Below are 22,559 nucleotides of genomic sequence, written 5' to 3'. Positions count from 1 at the left end.
GTATGCTCCTGTACATTGTAAGCCGAACCAAAAACATCGTTACGTGTCTCGGCCGTCATAGGACTACCCATCAACATGAAATCACGCTCCTTCAACGGGGGAGTGGTTAAGTGTACATTGATAGTACCCGAATTGGTCGCAACCGCATCGTTGTCTACCTGTACCACGCTTCCCTGGTGCTCAACTTCTAAGGTTGCGCCACTGGAAACAGTTATATCGCTTTCCACGTTAATGTATCCATTGGCACTTACAGTGAGGGTGTTTCCGGAATTTATTGTTAGTGTACATACGTTCAGGTCACCATCGGTAGCTGTAGTATAATTGCCATTAATAACTGCCAAATCTGTGGAACCTGGCGCACCTGCCGGTGACCAATTAGATCCGTTCCAGGTTTTGGTTACTCCCGTACATGCAACAAAAGCACTTAAGGGGCCAAAATAATAGGTCCCATCCAGGCCTGTGAAGCTACCTGTTAGTGTCACATGCGCTCCGAAGGACCCAATGGAAAGGGATGTCGTTTCAACTGAAGAACCCGTGTCCCTTGCGGCAACCAGATCGTTTCGCGTCCATGGCGCAGCTGCAGTCTCCCATCCGGCAATCTCAGCTTCGGTAAAATAAAAGGTCACTGAAACGTTACCAGGGGATGGTGAATTCGCAGGGCTGATATTGAATGTCTTATCTGTAACTAGGTCTGGCGCGGTACTCCCGTTATAGCCCTGTCCGCTTGTACCTGCTCGCGACACGTGAGTGGTAACACAGTCATAATCATCACCACCAGTATTATCGATCGATAGCATAACGTAACCTGTTGAACTATCATAGGTATACGTTGTACCTCCTCCGGGGATATCGGTTTGATCGCTTGTTCCTGCATTGACTGCTGTTTGAACTGGCGTTTCTGTTGTAGCAACTACTGATAACGCGTCAAACAGTAACAGTCCGTTATTTGCAAAAGAATTATAGTGTCGTACTACGAAATACCCTGATTGTCCTGCAATGTCGGTTCGATTTATGGTTCGAACTTCACCATCGCCATTAATAGAGTTTCTTTCTTCCAAGGTAATCCCAGCGTCAATCGTAGCGTATGATGAGATATCAGTTGTCCATTTTAGTAAATAATGTTCGGCAGTATTAAATCCGCCCACTGAAAAGGTGAAAGCCGTATTCGTAGTATTAGACGGTATACTGATCTGTGGACTTATCAAATAATTATCGGCATTGGCTTTACCTGTACCACCTAATATTGACAAATTAGTTTCGGACCCTACAAATTGGCCTGCAAAACCGGTAAAACCTCCCGAACTAAAGGACAAATCCACCCAAATATTACCATCACCATCCCGGTCGCCAATCTGCCATTCTGTCCAATCCTCAAAATCTTCGGTAAACAAGGTTATATCCGTGCTTGTCGAAGGAACGGCATCATCGTCATTAATGGTCAAGGTGAGAGAATCTGCAGCTGGATTAGCTACGGCATCTCCACCATTTGCGTTTACCGTAAAATCAATAATCGCAGTTTCTGGACCTTCTACCACTCCATCGTGATACACGCGAACTATAAGGTTTTGTGAGGTAGTTTGACCCTGAAGGAAAGTCACGGATGGTGTTACGAGTTCATAATCCAATCCATCTCCGGCAGTACCACCGTTCACAGCAAATGTTACATCGGCGTTTTGCGAAGGTGCCATTGCAATGTTAAGTGGCACGCTAACGTCCGTGAAACTGCAATCTGTACCTTCGGTAGTTATTGCTGTTGTTGTTCCATATGAAATCTCGGGAGAGGTTGCCGCAATGGTTCCTCCGGTTACAATAAGTGTAAAATCCTGTGAACCATTCGTTAGCGAACCATCATGAGATACTGTAAGCGTATATTGTCCAGAAGCTCCGGAAATATCAACGCGCTCAAACGGATCCACATTATTATCCCCGGTTCCGTTGGTTGTTACCCCGGTTAATCTCCATGGGTTATAAGCTGTTCCGTTATTCAAAGTTAGATCAAGGTCATTTACCAGGGCCGGAGTATTGTTATTTGTTCCAGAAATCGGTGCATGCGCAGGATCTGTCCAGGAAATTGAGGCGATCAAAGGATTCACACCATCAGATTGGATAGTGACCTGATATGTTGCTCCATTCGATAGGTTTAATTCTGAAATAAGAGCAGATGTAGGTGATGCTGAAATCGTTTCAGCAGCAACCTTTGCATTCAATAATCCCCAGCCAGTTTCCGCATCCGGACCCGCAGCCGCTACATCATCGGCGGTATGCAGTGCAAGTCCCTTTAATGTAGCTGCCTTCATAAAGGAGCCGTTCAAGTTGTTATAGTGTTCCTGCAATAGAAGCAGAGTACCCGTTACATTAGGTGCTGACATCGAAGTACCAGAAATAGTACCGTAAGCCGTATCACTGGTTTCATAGGTAGAAGTTAACGAAGTACCATTTCCCATGATATCAGGCTTAATACGGTAATCGTCTGTGGGCCCTTCACTACTTCCGGAATTTCTGATCATTGAAATCAGGTTTCCACTACCATCAATACTAGCATCCTGTCCATTACCGATCACGAGATTGTTTTTAGCACAAGCGTCTCCATTGAGTTTATCATAAGCGGATTGACCATCCAGTGGCGATGCGTTCGCGGTATTGTTATTACCATCGTTTCCGGCCGATTTGATCTGTAGATAGTAGGGTGCATTATACATAATGTTATCCCAGGCCTGAGCATCAGAACCATATTGTCCGAACCAACTATCAGGAATTCCCGTGGCTATGTAGCCGTAAGAATGATTTGAAAGTAAGAGACCGTTCCCTGCTTCTGTGGTTACTTCAGTGACATCATTATTCCATTCATGAGTAATACAATCTGCCTGCCAGGCCATACCTTTGGCTGCTGCATTCACGCCTGAAGCCACAATGGTACCGGTTACATGCTGGGCGTGAAAGCTATTACCGTCCAGAGTGGTAACCCCATCATTAATACTTACCCTGTTACTGCCGCCGGGGCCATCGAATTCCTGGTGTGTGGGCCTTGTGGGACCTCCATCCCATACACCCGCCAACATACCATCACCATCTACTGTAAGCCCAAGTCCCCCACCACTGTTCAGGTAATCCGCACGGGTAGAAATTGCAGCATTTACATTATGTAGAGTATAGTAAATCGGACTGCCATCTTCGGCAATCTTCATTAATTCATCAAAAGTTCCATCTGGATTGTATTTCTTAATCGGGATATTCCGTACCATCGCATAGGCAACAGCATCCTGTTTCTCCAGAAGTTGTCGTTCAGAAAATTGGGCATATAGTGCAGAGAGAGCCGCTTTGTCATAACTGTCAACAATAGCTTTGATATCCTTGGAATACTTGGTAGAGTCTGCTCTTCTGTCATTCGAATTATCGGATCGCTGCAGGGTTTGGGCAGGAGCCATATACACTGTCAGCAACAACACAAGTGGAATTATTTTTTTCATGATGTCATTGTAATTATGGGGCTTGATTTATTGTAATGAATGTAGTAAAAGTAGTTCTTTATCGAAATATATCAACCTTTAATCGATGAAATACACTTTTTTTTAAGAGTTCTAAATAAAAAAACGCCTTACTCATAGTAAGGCGTTATTCGTCATTAGAGAAATGTTTATCCTCCGAAGTCGTCGAATCGGATGTTCTCATCCGGAATTCCGAAGTCCTCTCCCATCTTCTGCACGGCCTGGTTCATCAGCGGCGGACCACAGAAATAGAGTTCGATATCTTCAGGGGTTTCATGATGATTCAGGTAATTATCGATCACAACCTGGTGGATGAATCCAACGAATCCATCACCTTCATCATTAATGTCTTTTTTCACTTTCCAGTTGTCCTCTTCCAAAGGTTCGGAGAGGGCCATATAGAATTTGAAGTTCGGGAATTCTCTTTCAAGCTCCCTGAAGTGCTCAATATAGAACAACTCTCGCTTAGATCGGCCACCGTACCAATAGGTCACTGTTCTGCCTGTTTTCAAGGTTTTGAACAGGTGATACAAGTGAGAACGCATAGGTGCCATTCCGGCTCCACCCCCAACGTACAACATTTCGGCATCAGATTCATTGATAAAGAACTCACCGTAAGGACCTGAGATAACTACCTTATCTCCTTCTTTACAATTGAAGATATAAGAAGAAGCGATTCCCGGGTTCACCTGCATCCATTGATTCTTAGCACGATCCCATGGTGGTGTGGCAATACGAACGTTCAGCATGATCTCACGTCCTTCAGCGGGATATGAAGCCATAGAATAAGCACGCTCTACTGTTTCGGTATTCTTCATTACCAAAGGCCATAGTCCGAACTTGTCCCATTCATCCTGGAATTTATCAGGTGTATCGTGCTCTTCGGGATGAGCAGTGATATCAATATCCGAATACTTGATCTCACATGGTGGAATCTCAATTTGAATGTATCCTCCTGCCTTGTAATTCATATCTTCAGGAATCTCCACAACAAACTCCTTGATAAAGGAGGCTACATTGTAATTTCGAACAACAGTGGCATCCCATTTTTTAATTCCGAAGACCTCTTCAGGAATATGAATGTTCATATCCTGCTTTACCTTTACCTGGCATGCCAATCGGGCACCAGACTTCAATTCCTTTCTCGTAAAGTGCGGAGTTTCGGTAGGCAGTGCTTCTCCTCCACCTTCCAGGACGTGGCATTCACACTGAATACAGGTTCCGCCACCTCCACATGCAGAAGGTAAGAACACTTTTTGGTTTCCCAGCGTAGATAATAGGGTTCCGCCGGAAGGTACTTCGATCACTTTCTCATCGTTTATAGTGAGTTTAACCGGTCCTGATGGTGCCAGTTTCTGTTTTGTGAATAGTAACAGTGCTACCAATAGCAGTGTGAGTACCAGGAATGCTACTACCGTTGCTACAATGACTCCTAATGTACTTGCTAAGATCATATTATTTAGGGGTTATTTCTGAAACTTCCTGAGTTTCGTTCTGTGCTAATTCTTTTGATGTTTCTTCTGAAAGGGTCTCAACCTGGGCCGATCCTCCTTCAGGTGTTTCCGCTGCCTCATCTCCTCCTGTGAGCATGCCGCCGAAACTCATAAATCCGATGGCCATCAGCCCTGTGATAATGAAGGTAATACCCAATCCACGTAGTGGAGCTGGCACGTTGGAATAACGGATCTTCTCCCGAATGGCCGCAATGGCAAGGATTGCCAGGAACCACCCGATTCCACTGCTGAAACCATAGTTAAGTGCAAGTCCGAAGGTCTCGATCTCACGTGACTGCATAAAAAGGGATCCACCTAGGATCGCACAGTTTACGGCGATCAACGGTAGGAATATCCCAAGGGAGTTATACAGTGAAGGAGAAAATCGTTCTACAACGATCTCAACCAGCTGTACCATGGTTGCTATAGTAGCGATAAATAATATAAAAGAAAGGAAACTAAGGTCATAGTCTGCGTACTCTGCACCTAACCATGACAAGGCTCCTTCTTGCAGGATATATTGATCCAGTAACCAGTTAAGAGGTACTGTTACAGTTAAAACGAATATTACCGCAGCTCCAAGACCTACAGCAGTACTTACTTTCTTTGAAACGGCAAGGTAAGAACACATACCAAGGAAGTATGCAAATACCATGTTGTCTACAAAGACCGACTTAAAAAATAATTCTACATGTTCCATAATGAAATGTTTTCAGTACCTGCTTTAGTTTTCTTCAATTAATGCTTTGTTCTTGCTTCGCTGCACCCAGATAATAATACCCACAACGATAAGTGCCATTGGAGGCAGTACCATAAAACCGTTGTTCTCGTATCCGATAGCGTACAGTCCTGTTTTTTCTACGGAATCTCCCAGTACTTTTAATCCGAAGAGCGTACCCGAACCGAATAGTTCACGGAAGAATCCAACAATAATAAGTATCACACCGTATCCAAGGGCATTTCCAATTCCGTCCAGGAATGATTTCCAGGGGCCATTACCCAGGGCAAAAGCCTCAAATCGTCCCATAATGATACAGTTGGTGATGATCAAACCGATAAATACCGAAAGTTCTTTACTCAGTGTATAAGCGAATGCTTTCAACACCTGATCTACTATGATCACAAGGGTCGCCACAACGATCAACTGAACAATGATCCTAATTTTAGAAGGGATAATATTTCTCATCAGAGAAATAACCACATTCCCTACTCCCAAAACAAAGATCACGGAAATAGCCATCACTATAGATGGCTTTAGCTGGGCCGTGATAGCCAAAGCAGAACAGATACCCAATACCTGAATGGTAATCGGGTTATTGTCCGCTAAGGGGTCCAGAATTAATTTGCTGTCTTTTTTAGATAAAAGTCCCATAGCTTAATTTAATTTTTTGAAGTAAGGCACATACATTTTAACGTCTTTACGAAGCATAGCTGTTAGACCATCTCCCGTGATAGTCGCTCCGGCAAGGGCATCTACCTCATTATCGGTCTTATCTTCGTTTTTTGGATCATTATTTCCTTTCGCGACTTTGATGGTTGAAAAAGATCCGTCATTCAGAAAGGATTCTCCTTCAAAATCATCCATAAAGAAACGCTGCTTAATTTCAGCCCCCAGTCCAGGAGTTTCACCTTTGTGATCGAAGTATACACCTTCTACGGTCATCGACTTATCCACAGCTACAAAGCCCCAGATAGCGTCCCAAAGACCTTTTCCTCTTACAGGCATTACGTACATCTCCTGTCCATCTTTCTCGGCCAGAAAAAGCGGTAATCTCCTTTCGTAATCACCGTTTTTGGCCATTGCCTCTTCCTTCTTTACGTCGATGAGATATGCTTCGTCATTCTCTGTAACCTCGTCACCCTGGATCACGAATTGTTTCTTGATATATTGAGCAAAAACTTCCTCTACCCTTTCAGTTGGAATGAATTCCACATCATTAGCACCTTCATTTTCGTTCACGCCCATAGCATAAAGAATATTCTGTTGCTTTTCGTACCGCTCATTAGCCTTGATAGTTGGTTTCAAACCATTGGCAAATCCAGCAAGGATAGACCCAACAACTATCACCATAACAACAGCGAAAATGACGGTATAACTATTTTTTTCAGTGTTAAGTGCCATAATTATGCAGTTTTAACTTTTAATCGTTTAGCTCTTCTTTTGATGTTTCCTTGAAGTACATAATGGTCAATCGTTGGTGCGAACACATTCATAAGAAGGATTGCGAGAAAAACACCTTCCGGATAGGCCGGATTGAATACGCGGATCATAATGGAGATAAACCCTATCAGGAATCCGTATATCCATTTCCCTTTGTTCGTTTGCGAAGCTGTAACCGGATCCGTGGCCATATACACAGCGCCGAACAATATACTTCCGATAATCAGGTGTTGCCAGTAAGGTACGGTCATCAGTCCGTAGAATTTACTACTCTCGGAAATCCAACCCATTTCAACAACTCCGTTGAAGATAAGTCCCATAGCAACAGCCCCTATCAATGTGCTGAAAATAATTCTCCAGCTTCCTATTTTCGTAAATATCAGGATCAAAGCTCCAAGGATAATAAGTGCCTTCGAGGTTTCTCCTACTGAACCCGGGATGAATCCCCAAAACATATCCTGTAGCGAGTATAAAGCGTCCGCTCTATCTCCGTAAGTTGTAACTACCTCTGCCCCATTGGAAGCCTGTACCGTGAGTTCCTGGCCTGCTTTCGCGTAATATCCGAGAACGGTCTCACCAGACATAGCATCTACACTTTCACCTGCGGCTATCGCCTTATCCCTTGCAACAGCTCCATGAATCCAGACTTTATCACCTGTCATCCAGGTTGGATAAGCAAAGAAGAGGAATGCTCTGATGGTAAGCGCCGGATTCAGAATATTCATCCCCGTTCCACCGAAGACTTCTTTTCCTATAACGACTCCAAAAATAACAGCAACTGCAAGCATCCAAAGTGGGATATCCACTGGTACGATTAGAGGAACGAGCATCCCGGTTACGAGGTACCCTTCTTCTACTTCGTGTCCTTTGATAACTGCGAAGAGGAATTCAACCGCCAGCCCTACTCCGTATGAAACAACGACCAGTGGAAGGATTGTCCATAATCCCATTACAAAGTTGTCCCATGTAAAGAAGTTGTCCCATGGTGCAGCACGCAAGGTCTCGTCCAATGCAGCATAATGCTGATACCCGGCGTTAAACATTCCGAAGATCAAACATGGAACAAGCGCCATAATCACTATGTTCATAGTTCGTTTCAGGTCGTCCGCTCCTTTGATATGAGTACCGCCATGGGTAGTATCATTCGGGAGATATAAGAATGTATGCAGGGCATTGAAGGCCGGAGCCATTTTTTTCCCTTTGTATTTTTCTTTAAGCCTATGTAATTTTTGTTTCATTCCCATAGCTTTATCCAATTTCTTTATACATTAAATCCAAACCTTTTCTGATAATTTCCTGGTGCGGTTGTTTAGAAACACAAATGAATTCGGTTAGTGAAAAATCTTCCGGAGCTACTTCATACATACCAAGAGCTTCCATCTGATCAAGATCGGCCACCATACACGCCTTTAATATCTGCAGTGGATAAATATCGAGCGGGAAGACCTGTTCGTAATTCCCGGTTACAACAAAAGCACGGTGTTCACCATTTGTATTAGTATTTAGAGCGTATTTCTTGTTCGGTTGCATCCAGGAGAAGGTCAACGCCCTGGATGGCGATATTTTATTGAAGATCGGCTTGTTCCATCCGAAGAACTCATAGTCATCTCCTTCTGGAATTACGCTAACTGTGTTATTGTAAAAACCGAGATGGCCTTTTGGTGATATTGTGGTTCCTGTTAAAACGTTTCCACTTATAACTCGAACATTTTCTTCATCTAAACCTGAATCATACACGAAGGTCGAAACTTCAGCTCCTATTTTCGTAGTGTAATACTTTGGAGCTTTTACTGAAGAACCAGCCAAGGCGACAAGTCGTTCGGCATTGAATTTTCCTGTAAGAAATAATTCTCCGATAATAACCAAGTCCTGGGCAGCAATAGTCCAAACGATTTCCCCTTTATTCACCGGGTCAATTTTTCCGATCTGCGTACCTACATTACCTGCGGGATGCGGACCTTTCACATTGTGAAGAGTGATGTCTTTCAATCCATTGAGAGGAGAATCCGAACTACCTACACTAACATGAACGTCTCCGGTGGTTAGTTTACTCAGCGCTGTAAGGGCTGCCTGCAATTCATTTTCCTTTCCACGGAGAGCAAAATCAAGATCTGCTTCTAACGGTGCTGTGGTATAACCGGAAACAAAAATTGCCTTTGGCTCGCTATCGGGCCTCGCGATAATGTCGTAGGGTCGTTGCTTTATAAACGGCCAGCAACCAGCACTTAAGAGAAGTTCCCGGATCACTTCCGCTGAAGCGGCCGCTGGATCCAGTTTTCCAAAATCCTTGTAAGAATCTTGCTGATCTCCTTCAATCAATAAGCGGGTAATTACCCGCTTAGCTCCTCTTTCTATTTCTTTCAATGTTCCGCTAACAGGCGAAACAAATTTGATCGCGTCGTTGCTCTTCGAGTAAAAAATAGTATCTCCAGCCTGCAATTTTGCGCCTTCTTTAACCACCATTTTTGGTGTAATAAGATGAAAGTCGGAGGGATGGATGGCGAAGGTTCGGGAGCGCGGTGCGTTGGAAAGTGTTTTTTCGGCTTCGCCTTTTAATCGAATGTTAAGACCTTTTCTAATCTTAATGTCTGTGGACATAGGACAGTCGTGTTAAATTTCTTTTTATCCCGAACGCTTTTTTCGGGTGCGCAAATTTAAGAATTTAAAGTCGCACAGCACAAATTATGGTCTATAAAATTTTGTTATAACAACCTTAAACGTTTTCGTTGGAAATTAAGGCACAAAAATTGTTTATCTTAGCTCCAAAACTGCATTCTATGGGCAAATTTTTCGTAGCCTTTCTACTTATCACGGTAGTTCACACCACATTATTTTCTCAGGCTGAAGAGATCCCGCCACCCGAATATATTCGCACAGTGCAATTCAGCGGGGGCACATCTCAAAGCCAATTACCTGTCATTCGACTAGGAGAGCGTTTGCGGTTGTCCTTCGACGCCCTGAACGGCGAAGAAGCCGATTTCTACTATGTGATCACCCATCATAACTTCGATTGGTCCGAAAGCGACCTATCCAAAGGAGAATACCTCAACGGGTTCGACGATGTGCGCATCGAAACCTACGAGAATTCACTAAATACCTTACAGATCTTTTCTCACTATTTCCTGGACATACCAAATAGGGAAACTAGACGAATTACAAAGAGTGGTAACTACCTTATCACCATATACAATGACGACGGGGAACCTGTCTTCTCCCGAAGATTTATGGTTATTGAAAATATCGTGGGGGTTGGTGTAGCCATAAAACGCTCCAGGGATCTGAATTACATCAGAGAAAAACAATCTGTACAATTTACCATCAATTCGCCCTCATTAGTCCTGATAAACCCAAAACAAACCGTGCATGCCCTTGTAATGCAAAACAGCAACCTGAAAACTGCCATAACCGATCTAAAACCTCAATATACAATTGGCACGGAATTGATCTACAGGTACGATCAGGAGTCTTCATTCTGGGGAGGTAACGAGTTTCATAATTTCGATAACAAGGACGTGCGTTCAGCACAAAACGGAATTAGGAGTGTTGAGCTCAATGACCTGTACGAGAATTTTCTGTTTACCGATATTTCCAGAGCCGACAGGCCCTACACTTTCAACCCGGATATTAACGGGAATTTTGTAGTTCGCAATATCAATGCACCCGATCCCACCACAGAAGCTGAATATGTAGTAATGCATTTCAACCTTCAGTACTATGAAGATATCGGAGACAAAGAAATTCATATTTACGGTAACTTCAACAACTGGACGATCGACGGGAGCACCTATATGGCGTACGACGATTACAGCGATTCGTATCGAGTTTCCCGATTGTTCAAACAGGGATTTTACAACTATAAATACGTTTTGGTAGACAGAGATGGAAGTGTAGACGAAGGAGCAATAAGCGGTAATTTCTGGCAAACAGAAAATGAATATACCGTGCTGGTTTATTACAGGGCTCCGGGTGCTCGTTTCGACAGGATCATTGGAATGGGCGTTGGAAATTCTACCACTATTACCAATAACTAGTCAATTTTTGTAGTTCTATTCTGAAAACTCACAGGATTAGTTAACTTTGAGGTATGAGCGACAATAAGCCCGTACCGGTTAAAGGCAGAAAGGCGATGAAATATCGCGCTGCCGAATGCAAAAATTGTGGTCATCCCCTGGAGTTGACTGATCGCTACTGCTCTTACTGTTCTCAAATGAATACGACCAAAAGTCTTGCCCTTAAGGACTTTTTCGGTGAGTTTATTGGGAGTATCATCACCTACGATTCCAGGTTTAGACACACCCTGAAAGACCTGCTTTTCAAACCGGGAGTGATCACCCGAAACTATGTTAACGGACAGCGTTTGAAGTATGCGAATCCGTTCCGCTTCTACCTGAGTGTTTCGATTATCTATTTCATCTTACAAAGCTTGGTAAGTACCTTTACAGGAAACAGTCAGTTGATTGACGACACTAGTTTGAATAACGGCCCCACCAACAATCTTGGGGCGGTGATAGATAGTCTGGAACAGAATGCGCGGATACTGGATTCTAAAACTGCAGATTCAATAATTCAGAATAACGACAACCTATCTAGATTAGACTCAATTCTTAAGACTAAAAATATCAATGTAAATACCAAAGAGCTCGACTCACTTTTCGCCGAAGAAAACATTAACTTAAATGAGATCGATGTGGATTCGTTGGTGAGAGAAACGAGTTTGCTCAATCTAATCCGGGGTAAAAAAGAAAACACCTACGAAAAGATTTCCGAAGCAACATTGGACACCATGAATTGGGGAAAGCGAAACTTCCAGAGATTCATGCTGTACCGTGATTTCTATAAAGCCACTGAAATTTCGAATCCCGCAATAGCCCTAGACAGCTTGAAACACAGGAACAATGCTTATAACCGTTGGGCCTACAGTAAGAATGAATCAATAGAGAAAATAGAAAAGAATCCCGGTGATTTCATGGAATATCTTTTAGAGAAAACTCCGTTCTTCCTGTTTTTCTTTACTCCCGTCTACGCCCTGTTCTTTTGGCTGGTCTACTCCGCGAAGAAATATACCTACATGGAACACATGATCTTTATCTTTCACATCTTTAGTTTTGTGTTCCTGGCGGGAATTATCTGCATGATCCCGGACTCAATTATTTCCGGAGGAAACGATAACATTGTTTTCTCCATTGTATTAACATTAGTAGGTCCTTTCTATTTTTATAAGGCGTTGCGTAATTTTTATCAACAGAACCGACTACTAACAATAATAAAATTTATATTTTTAAACTGGATTTTCTGGATAGGAGCAACCATTGCAGCAGCATTGTTCTTTTCCGTAACCGCAGCGATGTATTAGATGGTACAACAAGTTACAAAGGGAATTAAGATTTCGGTCACTACTCAATATGAAGGCTTCCTTGGGCATGACCACAAGACAAGCTATGCGTTTTCATATAGCATCACCATAGAAAATAACAGCAAGGATACCGTACAGTTAATTTCAAGGCGCTGGAACATTAAGGACGCCTTGAATAATGAACAAGTTGTTACCGGTCAGGGTGTAATTGGGATGAAGCCTGTCCTCGCACCTGGAGAATCACATTCGTATAATAGTGGGTGTATGTTACTGGCACCTGTTGGCGCAATGAATGGTGCTTATACCATGATCAATTTCAATACTATGAAAGCCTTTAAAGTACAGATCCCAACTTTCAAATTAAGTGCCGAGTTCGCCATGAACTAACACCTCCTTACAACAGTTTATTCGATTTTTTTTGTGTCTGAAGATCTTCATAGCTCATTTCAGCGCTATCACTAATTATAACCTGGGTGATGCTCCTTGTCTTTACAAAATGGCGATCCATGATTAGATCGACTTCCGGCTTTCCTTCACCAGCTTTGTGATGAAATTCAAGGATTTCCGAAGCATTCGGGTTGAGTTTATCGAAAAGAAAGTTTGAGAACCATTCCCTTCGCTTTTGTTTCATTTCTTCGGAATACAATAAGGATGAAGACCATATCGCTGGTGCCAATGGTTTTTCACTAAGGTGCTTGTCCTTTCCGTCCCAGACAAGTTCGTAAACCCTGAAATTTTTGGTCCAATCTACCGCTATCAGAGTAAAAGGTTCAATGTCATGCAAATCATAATCACGAATGGCCTTTTGCAAATCTTCAGCAATCAAAAGGTCCTTTACGATGATCCCCCTGCTCATGCGGTATGTTTCCTTTCGTTTGTGTGCTGTAAATCCCCCATTCATCAGACTTACAAACCGTTTTCGACTGCTTACCCCGATCCATGTTCCACCTGCTACCCCATCTTTTGGAAATAAAAGTCGCACTCCATTTTCATTGTGAATTTCCGGCGGGAAGGTCTCCCGGTCCGGTGCTTCGTCCCGGTTGGAAGTAATGATCAAAGTGCCATCCGGTTTGGGCAATAATGTTAATGTGCACATACAAAAGCGATAATTAATTCAGAAACGAAAAATACAAAAATCACGCTGGACAGGATTGAAAATTCCACTACTAATTTTTGTACCTTTGCACGGCTGTCGAGCTAAGGCTGAAAAGCTGATTACAACTAAATTTAAACATCTTTAAATAAGCAACAATGGGAAAAGGATTTTACGATGTACCAATAGCTGTTAACGAACCGATTCTTGACTACGCACCCGGTAGTCCGGAAAGAGAAGAAGTTCTGAAAACCTACAAAGAAATGTATAACGGTTCTCTGGAAGTTCCTCTCTATATCGATGGAAAGGAGATCACAACGGGAGATACACGAACTATTTCCCCTCCTCATGATCACCAGCACTCTGTTGGCTTCTATCATAAAGCTACGAAAGCACATATTGAAGAAGCAATAGCGTCGTCATTGAAAGCTCGCGAAAAGTGGGCTGCTTTGCCATGGGAGAATCGCGCAGCCATATTCCTTAGAGCCGCTGAATTGATCGCCGGACCTTATCGGGCCAGAATGAATGCAGCAACAATGTTGGGCCAGTCGAAAACTGTCCACCAGGCAGAGATAGATTCAGCTTGTGAGATCATCGACTTCCTGAGGTTCAATGTACAGTTCATGACGGAGATCTATTCAGACCAGCCGGAATCTACTTCCGGGGCCTGGAACCGAATTGAATACAGACCCATAGAAGGTTTCGTATACGCTATCACACCTTTCAATTTCACCGCCATAGCGGGTAACCTGCCGTCTTGTGTAGCATTGATGGGTAATGTGGTAGTCTGGAAACCAAGTCATAGCCAGATGTATTCAGCAAAAATATTACTTGATGTATTCAGAGAAGCTGGAGTTCCCGATGGTGTTATCAATATGGTGATGGGAGATTCTGCCATGATCACAGATACATTATTGGCAAGCCCTGATTTCAGTGGAGTACATTTTACGGGTTCCACCGGAGTTTTCCAGGATATTTGGAAAATGATCGGGAACAACATCCACAACTATAAGACCTATCCGAGGATCGTGGGTGAAACCGGAGGAAAAGACTTTATTGTAGCCCATAAATCATCTGATCCCAAACAGGTTGCCACTGCCATCTCACGTGGTGCCTTCGAGTATCAGGGACAGAAATGCAGTGCCGCAAGTCGTTGTTATATCTCCAGAAATATCTGGAATGAAGTGAAGCAATATGTGATCGACGATTTGAATTCCTTTAAGATGGGATCACCGGAAAACATGGAAAATTTCGTGAGTGCAGTTATCCATGAAAGATCCTTCGATAAATTGGCGAGTTACATCGATGAGGCAAAAGCCTCGCCAAATGCCGAGATCGTTGTGGGAGGAACTTATGATAAATCTGTAGGTTATTTTATTGCTCCAACGGTTATCGAAACAACCGATCCTAATTACCCGACGATGTGTATTGAATTATTCGGACCCGTAGTAACTATCTTCGTATTTGAAGATGATGCCTGGGAAGAAACACTACACCTCGTGGACAGTACAAGTGAGTACGCCCTTACCGGGGCTGTGTTCAGTGAAGACCGATACGCTCTTGATGCCGCTGTGAAGATCCTTGAGAATGCTGCGGGTAACTTCTACATCAACGATAAGCCAACAGGTGCCGTTGTTGGACAGCAACCTTTCGGTGGTGCACGTGCAAGTGGGACCAACGACAAAGCAGGTAGTAAATTGAATCTCTACCGCTGGGTTTCTCCAAGAATGGTAAAAGAGACCTTTGTCTCTCCAACGGATTACCGTTATCCTTTCTTAGGAGAATAGAACAAAAAAAAAGCAGCGAAATTCGCTGCTTTTTTTATGGCTTGTACTTAAGGGGAAGATGTACCACGCTCTTGGTATCGAAGAAATCTTCTTCAAAATAATTCGAAAGTGGTATCACAGTGGCCTTGGGAAAATCTACCAGCTCTTCGGTTAGATCTCCTCCTTTTAGGTAGAGAATACCATTTTTTAGATTGTGATTGCTTTTTTTGGCGATCCTTGGCTTAACCCATCGAACAAAAGTTTCCATTCGCGCCACAGCCCTACTGATGATGAAATCGTATTGACCCGAAACATTCTCAACCCGGTCATTAGTTACAGTCACATTTTCAAGCTCTAATGCCTCCGCTACTTCTTCCACCACCTTGATCTTTTTTCCTATGCTGTCCACTAAATGGAAGTGAGTTTCAGGAAAAAGGATTGCCAAAGGTATACCCGGAAAACCTCCGCCTGTACCGACATCAAGGATTTTAGACCCTGGCAGAAAGGTCTCGATTTTTGCAATTCCAAGTGAATGCAATACATGACGAAGGTAGAGCTCGTCAATGTCTTTTCTGGAAACCACATTGATCTTCAGGTTCCAATCCTGGTAAAGTGAACTTAAAGCAGCAAATTGCTCATGTTGTTCGGGAGTGAGTTCCGGAAAGTATTTTAAGATCAGATCCATACCAAGTTATTAACTGCAAACTTAGAATTTCTTTGATAATTTATGATCTCTCTATGAAAAAATAAGATTACAATCCGTATTTTAGACCTTTCATTTCAAAATCCCCATTTTGAGTAAAAATAACTCAGTGAATACGCAACAAATCAGTTTCTCCAGAGTCGATTCGGCAAAGTTCTTCAGAACACTAAATAAAAGAGTAAATAACTATTTCAAAGAAAACAATATTTCCAGAAATGGAAATTGGAAATTGCATTTGAAATCGATAGTTATGTTTTCCCTATACCTCGCTCCTTATTTCATACTAATGTCCTTAAACCTTCCCTGGTGGGCGCAGCTGCTGCTTACCATCGTGATGGGAGTTGGAATGGCCGGAGTGGGAATGAACGTAATGCACGATGCCAACCATGGTGCTTATTCTTCTAAAAAATGGATCAATAAAATATTGGGAGGCAGTATGTACATCCTTGCCGGGAATGTATACAACTGGCAGGTGCAACATAATGTTCTTCACCATACCTATACAAACATTCACGGTCATGATGAAGACCTAGAAGCGGGTCGGATCCTTCGATTTTCGGAACATTCCAAATGGCATCGACTCCATAAATTCCAGCATCTGTACAGTATATTTTTCTATGGTCTACTTACCCTGAACTGGGTGATTACCTCCGACTTCCTTCAAACAAAGAGATACCTGGCGAAAAAACTGTCCTATGGCAAAATGCCTAGTCCTGTTAAACAGTGGAGTATTCTTATAGCCACCAAGATAATCTACGTTTCCATATGGATCATACTACCCATATTTGTATTTAGTATTGTGTGGTGGAAAGTATTATTAGGATTCGTAATAATGCATTATGTGGCTGGCCTTATACTCAGCGTTGTATTCCAACTGGCGCATGTGGTTGAGGATGCCGAAGTGATGCTACCTGATTCTTCAGGAACCATGAAGAACACCTGGGCGATTCACCAGTTATTCACTACAGTTAATTTTTCAACTAAGAATAAAATCGTTAATTGGTTTACCGGCGGACTAAACCACCAGGTGGAACACCATATCTTTCCAAATATCAGCCATATTCACTATTCGAACATCTCCAAGATCGTTCGAAATACGGCCAAAGAATTCAACTTACCCTATAACGAATATAAAACAACCCGTAAAGCGCTCATAGCACATTTCAAATACTTGAAACAAATGGGTGCTAAGCCGGCAATAGCCACCTAAATTATGAATCCAAAACTGTCCGATCGCGTAAACAACATGGCTACCTCAGCTACGCTAGCCATGGCTGCAAAAGCACGTGAACTTCGAGCCGAAGGCAGAGATATAATAGGTTTGAGCCTGGGAGAACCAGACTTTACCGTACCCGAATTTGTTAAAGATGCTGCCATCCAGGCCGTAAAAGACGACTATCACGCATATACTCCTGTGGATGGGTATGCCGACCTTAAGCAGGCGATCATCACAAAATTCAAAAGAGACAATAACCTGGACTACACTCCGGCCCAAATTGTGGTGTCTACTGGCGCAAAACAATCCATTGCCAATCTAGCCCAGGTATTACTTAATCCCGGAGATGAAGTACTCCTACCCGCACCTTACTGGGTGAGTTACAGCGACATTGGAAAGGTTGCCGGAGGCGTTGCGATAGCTGTGCCTACCAGTATAGATACCGACTTTAAAATTACTCCTGAGACCCTTGAGGCGGCAATAACGCCTAAGACGAAAATGATGATCTACAGTTCTCCTTGTAATCCAAGTGGTTCTGTATACAGCAAAGAAGAACTTAGAGCGCTTGCCGATGTGCTGGTGAAATATCCGGATATCATCGTAGTAAGCGACGAGATCTACGAGCACATTAATTTCACAGGACAGCACGCTTCGATGGCGCAGTTCGATGATATGTACGACCGCACAGTTACCGTGAATGGGGTATCCAAAGCCTTTGCCATGACCGGTTGGAGGATCGGTTATATAGGAGGTCCTGAATATATTGCAAGAGCCTGCAACAAAATGCAGGGACAGGTTACCAGCGGAGCGAACTGTATCGCTCAGCGTGCAACCATTGCCGCACTGGAAAACCCACCAAGTAAAATTCAATACATGGTGGATGCCTTCAAGAACAGAAGAAAACTGGTGCTCGACCTATTGGCAGATATTCCTGGGATTAAGACGAACGAACCGGAGGGAGCATTCTATGTGTTTCCCGATGTTTCTTATTACTTCGGAAAGACGATACAGGGAGTTACTATTGAAAATGCTTCCGACTTTGCCCTGCTACTCCTCGACAAGGCTAATGTTGCCACGGTTACAGGAGAAGCTTTTGGTAGTCCGAACTGCATAAGGATCTCTTATGCCGCTTCAGAAGAAGATATTACCGAAGCGCTCCGAAGGATCAAAGAAGCCCTTTCATAAACAAAACATACTTACAATGGCTAAAATACTTCTCCTTGGATCCGGCGAACTGGGAAAGGAATTTGTAATTGCTGCCCAGCGAATCGGGCAAACCGTAATTGCAGTCGACAGCTATGCCAACGCTCCGGCCATGCATGTCGCAGATTCCAGCGAAGTGATCAATATGCTCGATGGGGATGCACTTGATGCTATAGTAGAAAAGCACAATCCTGATTATATAGTGCCGGAGATAGAGGCCATTCGAACAGAGCGCTTCTACGAATATGAAAAGCAGGGTTATAATGTGGTTCCTTCGGCCAGGGCAGCCAATTACACCATGAACCGAAAAGCGATCCGGGACCTCGCGGCCGTGGAACTCGGACTCAAAACTGCACCCTATAGTTATGCCACTTCGGAAGAAGAACTGCAAAAAGCCGTTGAAAATATTGGGATGCCTTGTGTTGTAAAACCGCTGATGTCCTCAAGTGGGAAAGGTCAGAGCACCATCCGTTCCGCAGAAGATATTAACTACGCCTGGAACTATTCGCAGGAAGGCTCCCGGGGTGATGTTGCCGAAGTGATCGTGGAAGGATTTATAAATTTCAACTACGAGATCACCTTACTCACCGTAACTCAGAATAATGGTCCTACTCTGTTTTGTCCGCCAATTGGTCACCGACAGGAAGGTGGTGATTATCGCGAGAGCTGGCAACCGGCACTCATGGCAGATGCGGACCTTGCCGCGGCACAAGCAATGGCCGATAAGGTTACAGAAGCATTAGGTGGAGCAGGTATTTGGGGTGTTGAATTCTTTATCGCCGATGAGGGTGTTTATTTTTCCGAATTATCCCCTCGCCCCCACGACACAGGCATGGTCACCCTTGCTAACACCCAAAACTTCAATGAATTCGAATTGCACCTGAGGGCGATCCTGGGACTACCAATTCCTGAAATTACCCAGGAACGGATTGGTGCTTCTTCAGTAATACTGGCAAACGGACATTCTGATAGTCCGTCATTCTCGGGTATCGAGGAGATGGCTTCAGCAACTAAATCCGACTTCAGGTTATTCGGTAAACCAACCTCCCGTCCTAACCGAAGAATGGGAGTGGTTGTGACCTATGACAACCTATCGGGTTCGATCGAGGATGTTGTGAATCGCGCGATAGATCTTTCATCAAAAGTGGATGTAAAACTCTAATTATCGATTCCTCCAAAAGAATGGCGTGAGTAAGATCAGCACGGTGAACAATTCCAGACGTCCGATAAGCATTAGGAAAGTAGACCACCATTTAGCAGCAGATGGTAATCCGGCGTAGGTATTGGTGGGCCCCAGATCTCCTAAGGCAGGACCTACATTCCCCAGAGTGGAAGCGGCTCCTCCCAACGCCGTTTTAAAATCAAGTCCTAACCAGGAAAATACCAGAACACCCACGATAAAGGATAGTAAATAGAGAATAAAGAACGCCAGGATGTTGAATACGATGGGTTGTACTACCGCTTTGTTATTGTACCGAACGGGTAAAATTGCATTAGGATGTAGTGTTCTTCGGAATTCTATAATTCCATTCTTGATCATAATCAGGTGGCGCACGATCTTCACACCCCCTGAAGTAGATCCTGAAGAACCTCCCAGGAACATAAGTCCAAAGAAAAAGATGGTAAGGAAAGGCGTCCAGGCGGTAAAGTCGGCAGTAACAAATCCCGTGGTTGTAACTACGGCAAGCACCTGGAAGAGACCGTGCCGTATAGCACTTTCCAGTTCACCCCATACCAGAGGGTGGTACACGCTAGAGGCAGACGGATCCGCCTGGAAGTAAATTACGACCGAAGCGACCAGGGTAAGCCCAATTATAAAATAACCATAAAGCCTAAACTCCTCATCCCTGAAAACTTTACTGAACTTAGTTTTAAAGGCAAAGTAGCTCAGTATGAAATTGGTTCCTGCCAGGAACATAAAGATCATTATAATATACTGTATCAACGGCTGGTCGTTCCAAAAAGCAACACTGACATTCTTTGTAGAAAAGCCGCCGGTGCTCAAAGTACTTAGCGAGTGGTTGATGGCATCAAAGAAATCCATACCTGCCAGTTTAAGCAGTAAAGTCTCTGCTGCCGTATAACCTACATAAATGATCCAAAGTCGTTTTGCAGTATCCGTGATACGAGGATGCAATTTATCACCACCAGGGCCAGGGGCCTCCGCGGCAAACAGCTGCATGCCACCAATCCCAAGTAATGGAAGGATGGCAATGGCGAGAACAATGATCCCCATTCCTCCTATCCAATGTGTCACACTGCGCCAAAACAAGACTCCCTTGGGTACACTTTCGATATCCGTAAGTATGGTAGCGCCCGTGGTAGTGTAACCACTCATGGTTTCAAAAAAGGCATTCGTAAAACTTGGAATCGCTCCCGTGAAAATATAGGGTAAGGTTCCTGCCAGCGACATGATGATCCAACCAAATGTTACGATGAGGTAACCTTCTCTTTTCTGAATTTCTTTTGAATGCTTCCAGGTGAATAGCATCAGTGCAAGCCCCGCGGCCAATACCGTAACTCCGGCGAATATCATCTGCATCCCGACCCCATCATTATATGCAAAACTAACGATTGAAGACAGTAAGATAAAACCACCGTTAACCAGTAATAGCAGTCCCATTAAGTGAAAAATGATCTTGTAATTCAATTTGGCGAACCGGCTCATTACACGAAGAGTTTTTCCACCTTTTTAATGGATTGTGGCAAACTGCACACAACGATACGATCACCGCTTTTGATCTCAAAACCACCAAGAGCTATATGCCCTTCACCATCGCGAATCACACCGCCAATAACCGCCGAACGAGGGAAATCCATATCGCGAATCACCTTGTTGCACACCTTTGAATTTGGCGTTACAAGGAATTCCAGGAGTTCCGCATTCATATTGTTCAATCGGGTCATGGCTACGATCTCACCTCTTCGTACATAACGGAAGATATTGTTGGCCGCCAACAGCTTTTTATTGATGAGGGTATCGATACCGATGGAATGAGACAATTGAAAATAATCCATGTTCTCAACCAGGGCGATAGTTTTCTTAACTCCTTTCGACTTCGCCACAAGGCAGGACATGATATTGGTCTCACTATTTCCGGTAACTGAGATAAAGGCATCCATATTCTGAATGGACTCTTCTTCTAATAGCTCCACATTGCGCCCGTCTCCATTGATCACCAGGCAACTCGGAATATCATCCGCTATTTCAAATGCCTTTTCCTTATCATTTTCTACGAGCTTAACATTAAAACTACTCTTACACAGGTCTTGGGCAGTTTTACAACCAATAGCACTTCCACCAAGGATCATGACATTCCGGATGTCCTCCTTCACCTTACCTGAAAGTTTGTAGATATGGTCCACGCCCTTCGGAGTTGTAATGAAATAGACCTGGTCTCCTTCTTTAAATTGAGTATCACCCCTTGGGATAAGTGTATACTGGGTACCAAAACGTTGAATCGCAATAGGCACATAATCCAGTTCCGGATACTCCGTAGCTACTTCCTTCACTGTCTTTCCAACAAAAGCTGCCGTACGTGAAAGATGCAATCCAATCATAGTCAGCGCTCCTTCATCAAACTCATATGTATCGTTAAAAGCACTCTGATTGAGTAAAAGGTGAATTTCGTTTGCCGCCAAGGCCTCCGGAGAGATTAATTCATCTATCCCGAATTTGGTAAATCCAACAGCGTCCTTGTGTTCCAGGAATTCCGTATTAGAGATCCTGGCAATGGTACGTTTTGCTCCCAATTGCTTGGCGAGTACACAGGCTGTTATATTGGTTGTTTCGCTGGAAGTAACACCGATTACCAAGTCAGTACCGGCCACTTTAGCATCCCTGAGCACTGAAATAGATGTAGCATCTCCCCTAACAACACGTATATCCAGATGAGTATCTGCATAAGCGAGGGACTCCCTGTTAGTATCGATTAATGTAATGTCCTGAGATTCGAAAGAAAGTAGCTTCGCCAAATGAAATCCAACTTCACCAGCACCCGCTATAATGATCTTCATAATAATTTGTAAGCAATGGGATGTGCAAATGTATATAAATTTGGATTACAAAGCTCCAATGCAATGTTA

Annotated in this window: 18 protein-coding genes; 7 read left to right on the top strand and 11 right to left on the bottom strand. The window is 43.5% G+C overall.

Translation table 11 applies throughout. From position 1 onward, the window contains the following. From J1N09_RS09820 to J1N09_RS09790, 7 genes are all read right to left on the bottom strand, one after another. Nucleotides 1-3,467 (bottom strand): S8 family serine peptidase (locus J1N09_RS09820; RefSeq protein ID WP_265200002.1); only part of this gene is annotated, 3,467 nt, incomplete at its 3' end. Nucleotides 3,468-3,634: 167 nt separating this feature from the next. Next, a complete protein-coding gene (gene nqrF / locus J1N09_RS09815; protein WP_265200001.1) occupies nt 3,635-4,939 on the bottom strand; it encodes an NADH:ubiquinone reductase (Na(+)-transporting) subunit F in 1,305 nt (434 codons plus the stop codon). Between the two features lies 1 nt (nt 4,940). Next, complete coding sequence (nqrE, locus tag J1N09_RS09810; protein WP_265200000.1) at nt 4,941-5,678, bottom strand: NADH:ubiquinone reductase (Na(+)-transporting) subunit E; 738 nt, start codon at nt 5,676-5,678, stop codon at nt 4,941-4,943. Nucleotides 5,679-5,702: 24 nt separating this feature from the next. After that, a complete protein-coding gene (locus J1N09_RS09805) occupies nt 5,703-6,350 on the bottom strand; it encodes an NADH:ubiquinone reductase (Na(+)-transporting) subunit D (protein ID WP_265199999.1) in 648 nt (215 codons plus the stop codon). A 3-nt stretch (nt 6,351-6,353) separates the two neighbouring features. Beyond that, nucleotides 6,354-7,100, bottom strand: coding sequence for a Na(+)-translocating NADH-quinone reductase subunit C (locus J1N09_RS09800; protein ID WP_265199998.1), 747 nt, complete (start codon nt 7,098-7,100; stop codon nt 6,354-6,356). 2 nt (nt 7,101-7,102) lie between these two features. Further along, nucleotides 7,103-8,383 carry an NADH:ubiquinone reductase (Na(+)-transporting) subunit B gene (locus tag J1N09_RS09795; protein WP_265200006.1) on the bottom strand — a complete coding sequence of 427 codons (1,281 nt, stop codon included), beginning with the start codon at nt 8,381-8,383 and terminating at the stop codon, nt 7,103-7,105. A gap of 4 nt (nt 8,384-8,387) precedes the next feature. Beyond that, nucleotides 8,388-9,737 (bottom strand): Na(+)-translocating NADH-quinone reductase subunit A, encoded by a 1,350-nt coding sequence (locus tag J1N09_RS09790; RefSeq protein WP_265199997.1) that lies wholly within the window; start codon nt 9,735-9,737, stop codon nt 8,388-8,390. 179 nt (nt 9,738-9,916) lie between these two features. Here J1N09_RS09790 and J1N09_RS09785 point away from each other — a divergent pair, with 179 nt between their 5' ends. Genes J1N09_RS09785 through apaG form a run of 3 tightly spaced genes read left to right on the top strand, consistent with a single transcriptional unit; the run spans nt 9,917 to nt 12,879 of the window. Then, nucleotides 9,917-11,170 carry a DUF5103 domain-containing protein gene (locus J1N09_RS09785; protein ID WP_265199996.1) on the top strand — a complete coding sequence of 418 codons (1,254 nt, stop codon included), beginning with the start codon at nt 9,917-9,919 and terminating at the stop codon, nt 11,168-11,170. A 53-nt stretch (nt 11,171-11,223) separates the two neighbouring features. Next, nucleotides 11,224-12,492: a DUF3667 domain-containing protein gene (locus J1N09_RS09780; protein WP_265199995.1), complete on the top strand. Its 1,269-nt coding sequence runs from the start codon at nt 11,224-11,226 to the stop codon at nt 12,490-12,492. After that, nucleotides 12,493-12,879 (top strand): Co2+/Mg2+ efflux protein ApaG, encoded by a 387-nt coding sequence (gene apaG / locus J1N09_RS09775; RefSeq protein ID WP_265199993.1) that lies wholly within the window; start codon nt 12,493-12,495, stop codon nt 12,877-12,879. A gap of 7 nt (nt 12,880-12,886) precedes the next feature. On the opposite strand, the gene J1N09_RS09770 is transcribed toward apaG, so the two are convergent. Beyond that, a complete protein-coding gene (locus J1N09_RS09770) occupies nt 12,887-13,588 on the bottom strand; it encodes an NRDE family protein (protein ID WP_265199991.1) in 702 nt (233 codons plus the stop codon). 155 nt (nt 13,589-13,743) lie between these two features. Here J1N09_RS09770 and pruA point away from each other — a divergent pair, with 155 nt between their 5' ends. Beyond that, nucleotides 13,744-15,372 (top strand): L-glutamate gamma-semialdehyde dehydrogenase, encoded by a 1,629-nt coding sequence (gene pruA / locus J1N09_RS09765; protein ID WP_265199990.1) that lies wholly within the window; start codon nt 13,744-13,746, stop codon nt 15,370-15,372. A 34-nt stretch (nt 15,373-15,406) separates the two neighbouring features. Here the strand turns inward: pruA and rsmG are convergent, their stop codons facing one another. Continuing rightward, complete coding sequence (rsmG, locus tag J1N09_RS09760) at nt 15,407-16,036, bottom strand: 16S rRNA (guanine(527)-N(7))-methyltransferase RsmG (protein ID WP_265199989.1); 630 nt, start codon at nt 16,034-16,036, stop codon at nt 15,407-15,409. A gap of 268 nt (nt 16,037-16,304) precedes the next feature. On the opposite strand from rsmG, the gene J1N09_RS09755 reads away from it, so the two are divergent. From J1N09_RS09755 to purT, 3 genes are read left to right on the top strand one after another with little or no spacing between them, the layout of a single operon-like run. Continuing rightward, on the top strand, nt 16,305-17,264 hold the full coding sequence (locus J1N09_RS09755; protein ID WP_414826847.1) for a fatty acid desaturase family protein: 960 nt from the start codon (nt 16,305-16,307) through the stop codon (nt 17,262-17,264). 3 nt (nt 17,265-17,267) lie between these two features. Further along, nucleotides 17,268-18,455: a pyridoxal phosphate-dependent aminotransferase gene (locus J1N09_RS09750; RefSeq protein WP_265199987.1), complete on the top strand. Its 1,188-nt coding sequence runs from the start codon at nt 17,268-17,270 to the stop codon at nt 18,453-18,455. A 16-nt stretch (nt 18,456-18,471) separates the two neighbouring features. Beyond that, nucleotides 18,472-19,635 (top strand): formate-dependent phosphoribosylglycinamide formyltransferase, encoded by a 1,164-nt coding sequence (gene purT / locus J1N09_RS09745; protein WP_265199986.1) that lies wholly within the window; start codon nt 18,472-18,474, stop codon nt 19,633-19,635. Here purT and J1N09_RS09740 read toward each other — a convergent pair whose 3' ends face one another. Beyond that, complete coding sequence (locus tag J1N09_RS09740; protein WP_265199985.1) at nt 19,636-21,141, bottom strand: TrkH family potassium uptake protein; 1,506 nt, start codon at nt 21,139-21,141, stop codon at nt 19,636-19,638. It lies immediately after the preceding gene. Next, entirely contained in the window at nt 21,141-22,490 is a 1,350-nt protein-coding gene (gene trkA, locus J1N09_RS09735) for a Trk system potassium transporter TrkA (protein ID WP_265199984.1), read from the bottom strand. Before trkA ends, J1N09_RS09740 begins: the two co-directional genes overlap by 1 nt. Nucleotides 22,491-22,559: the final 69 nt, after the last annotated feature.

The sequence above is a fragment of the Aureitalea sp. L0-47 genome (genome assembly GCF_026126405.1).
Taxonomy (GTDB): Bacteria; Bacteroidota; Bacteroidia; order Flavobacteriales; family Flavobacteriaceae; genus Pukyongia.
Note: the sequence above shows the minus strand (reverse complement) of the source record. Positions and strands in the feature narration are given on the sequence as shown.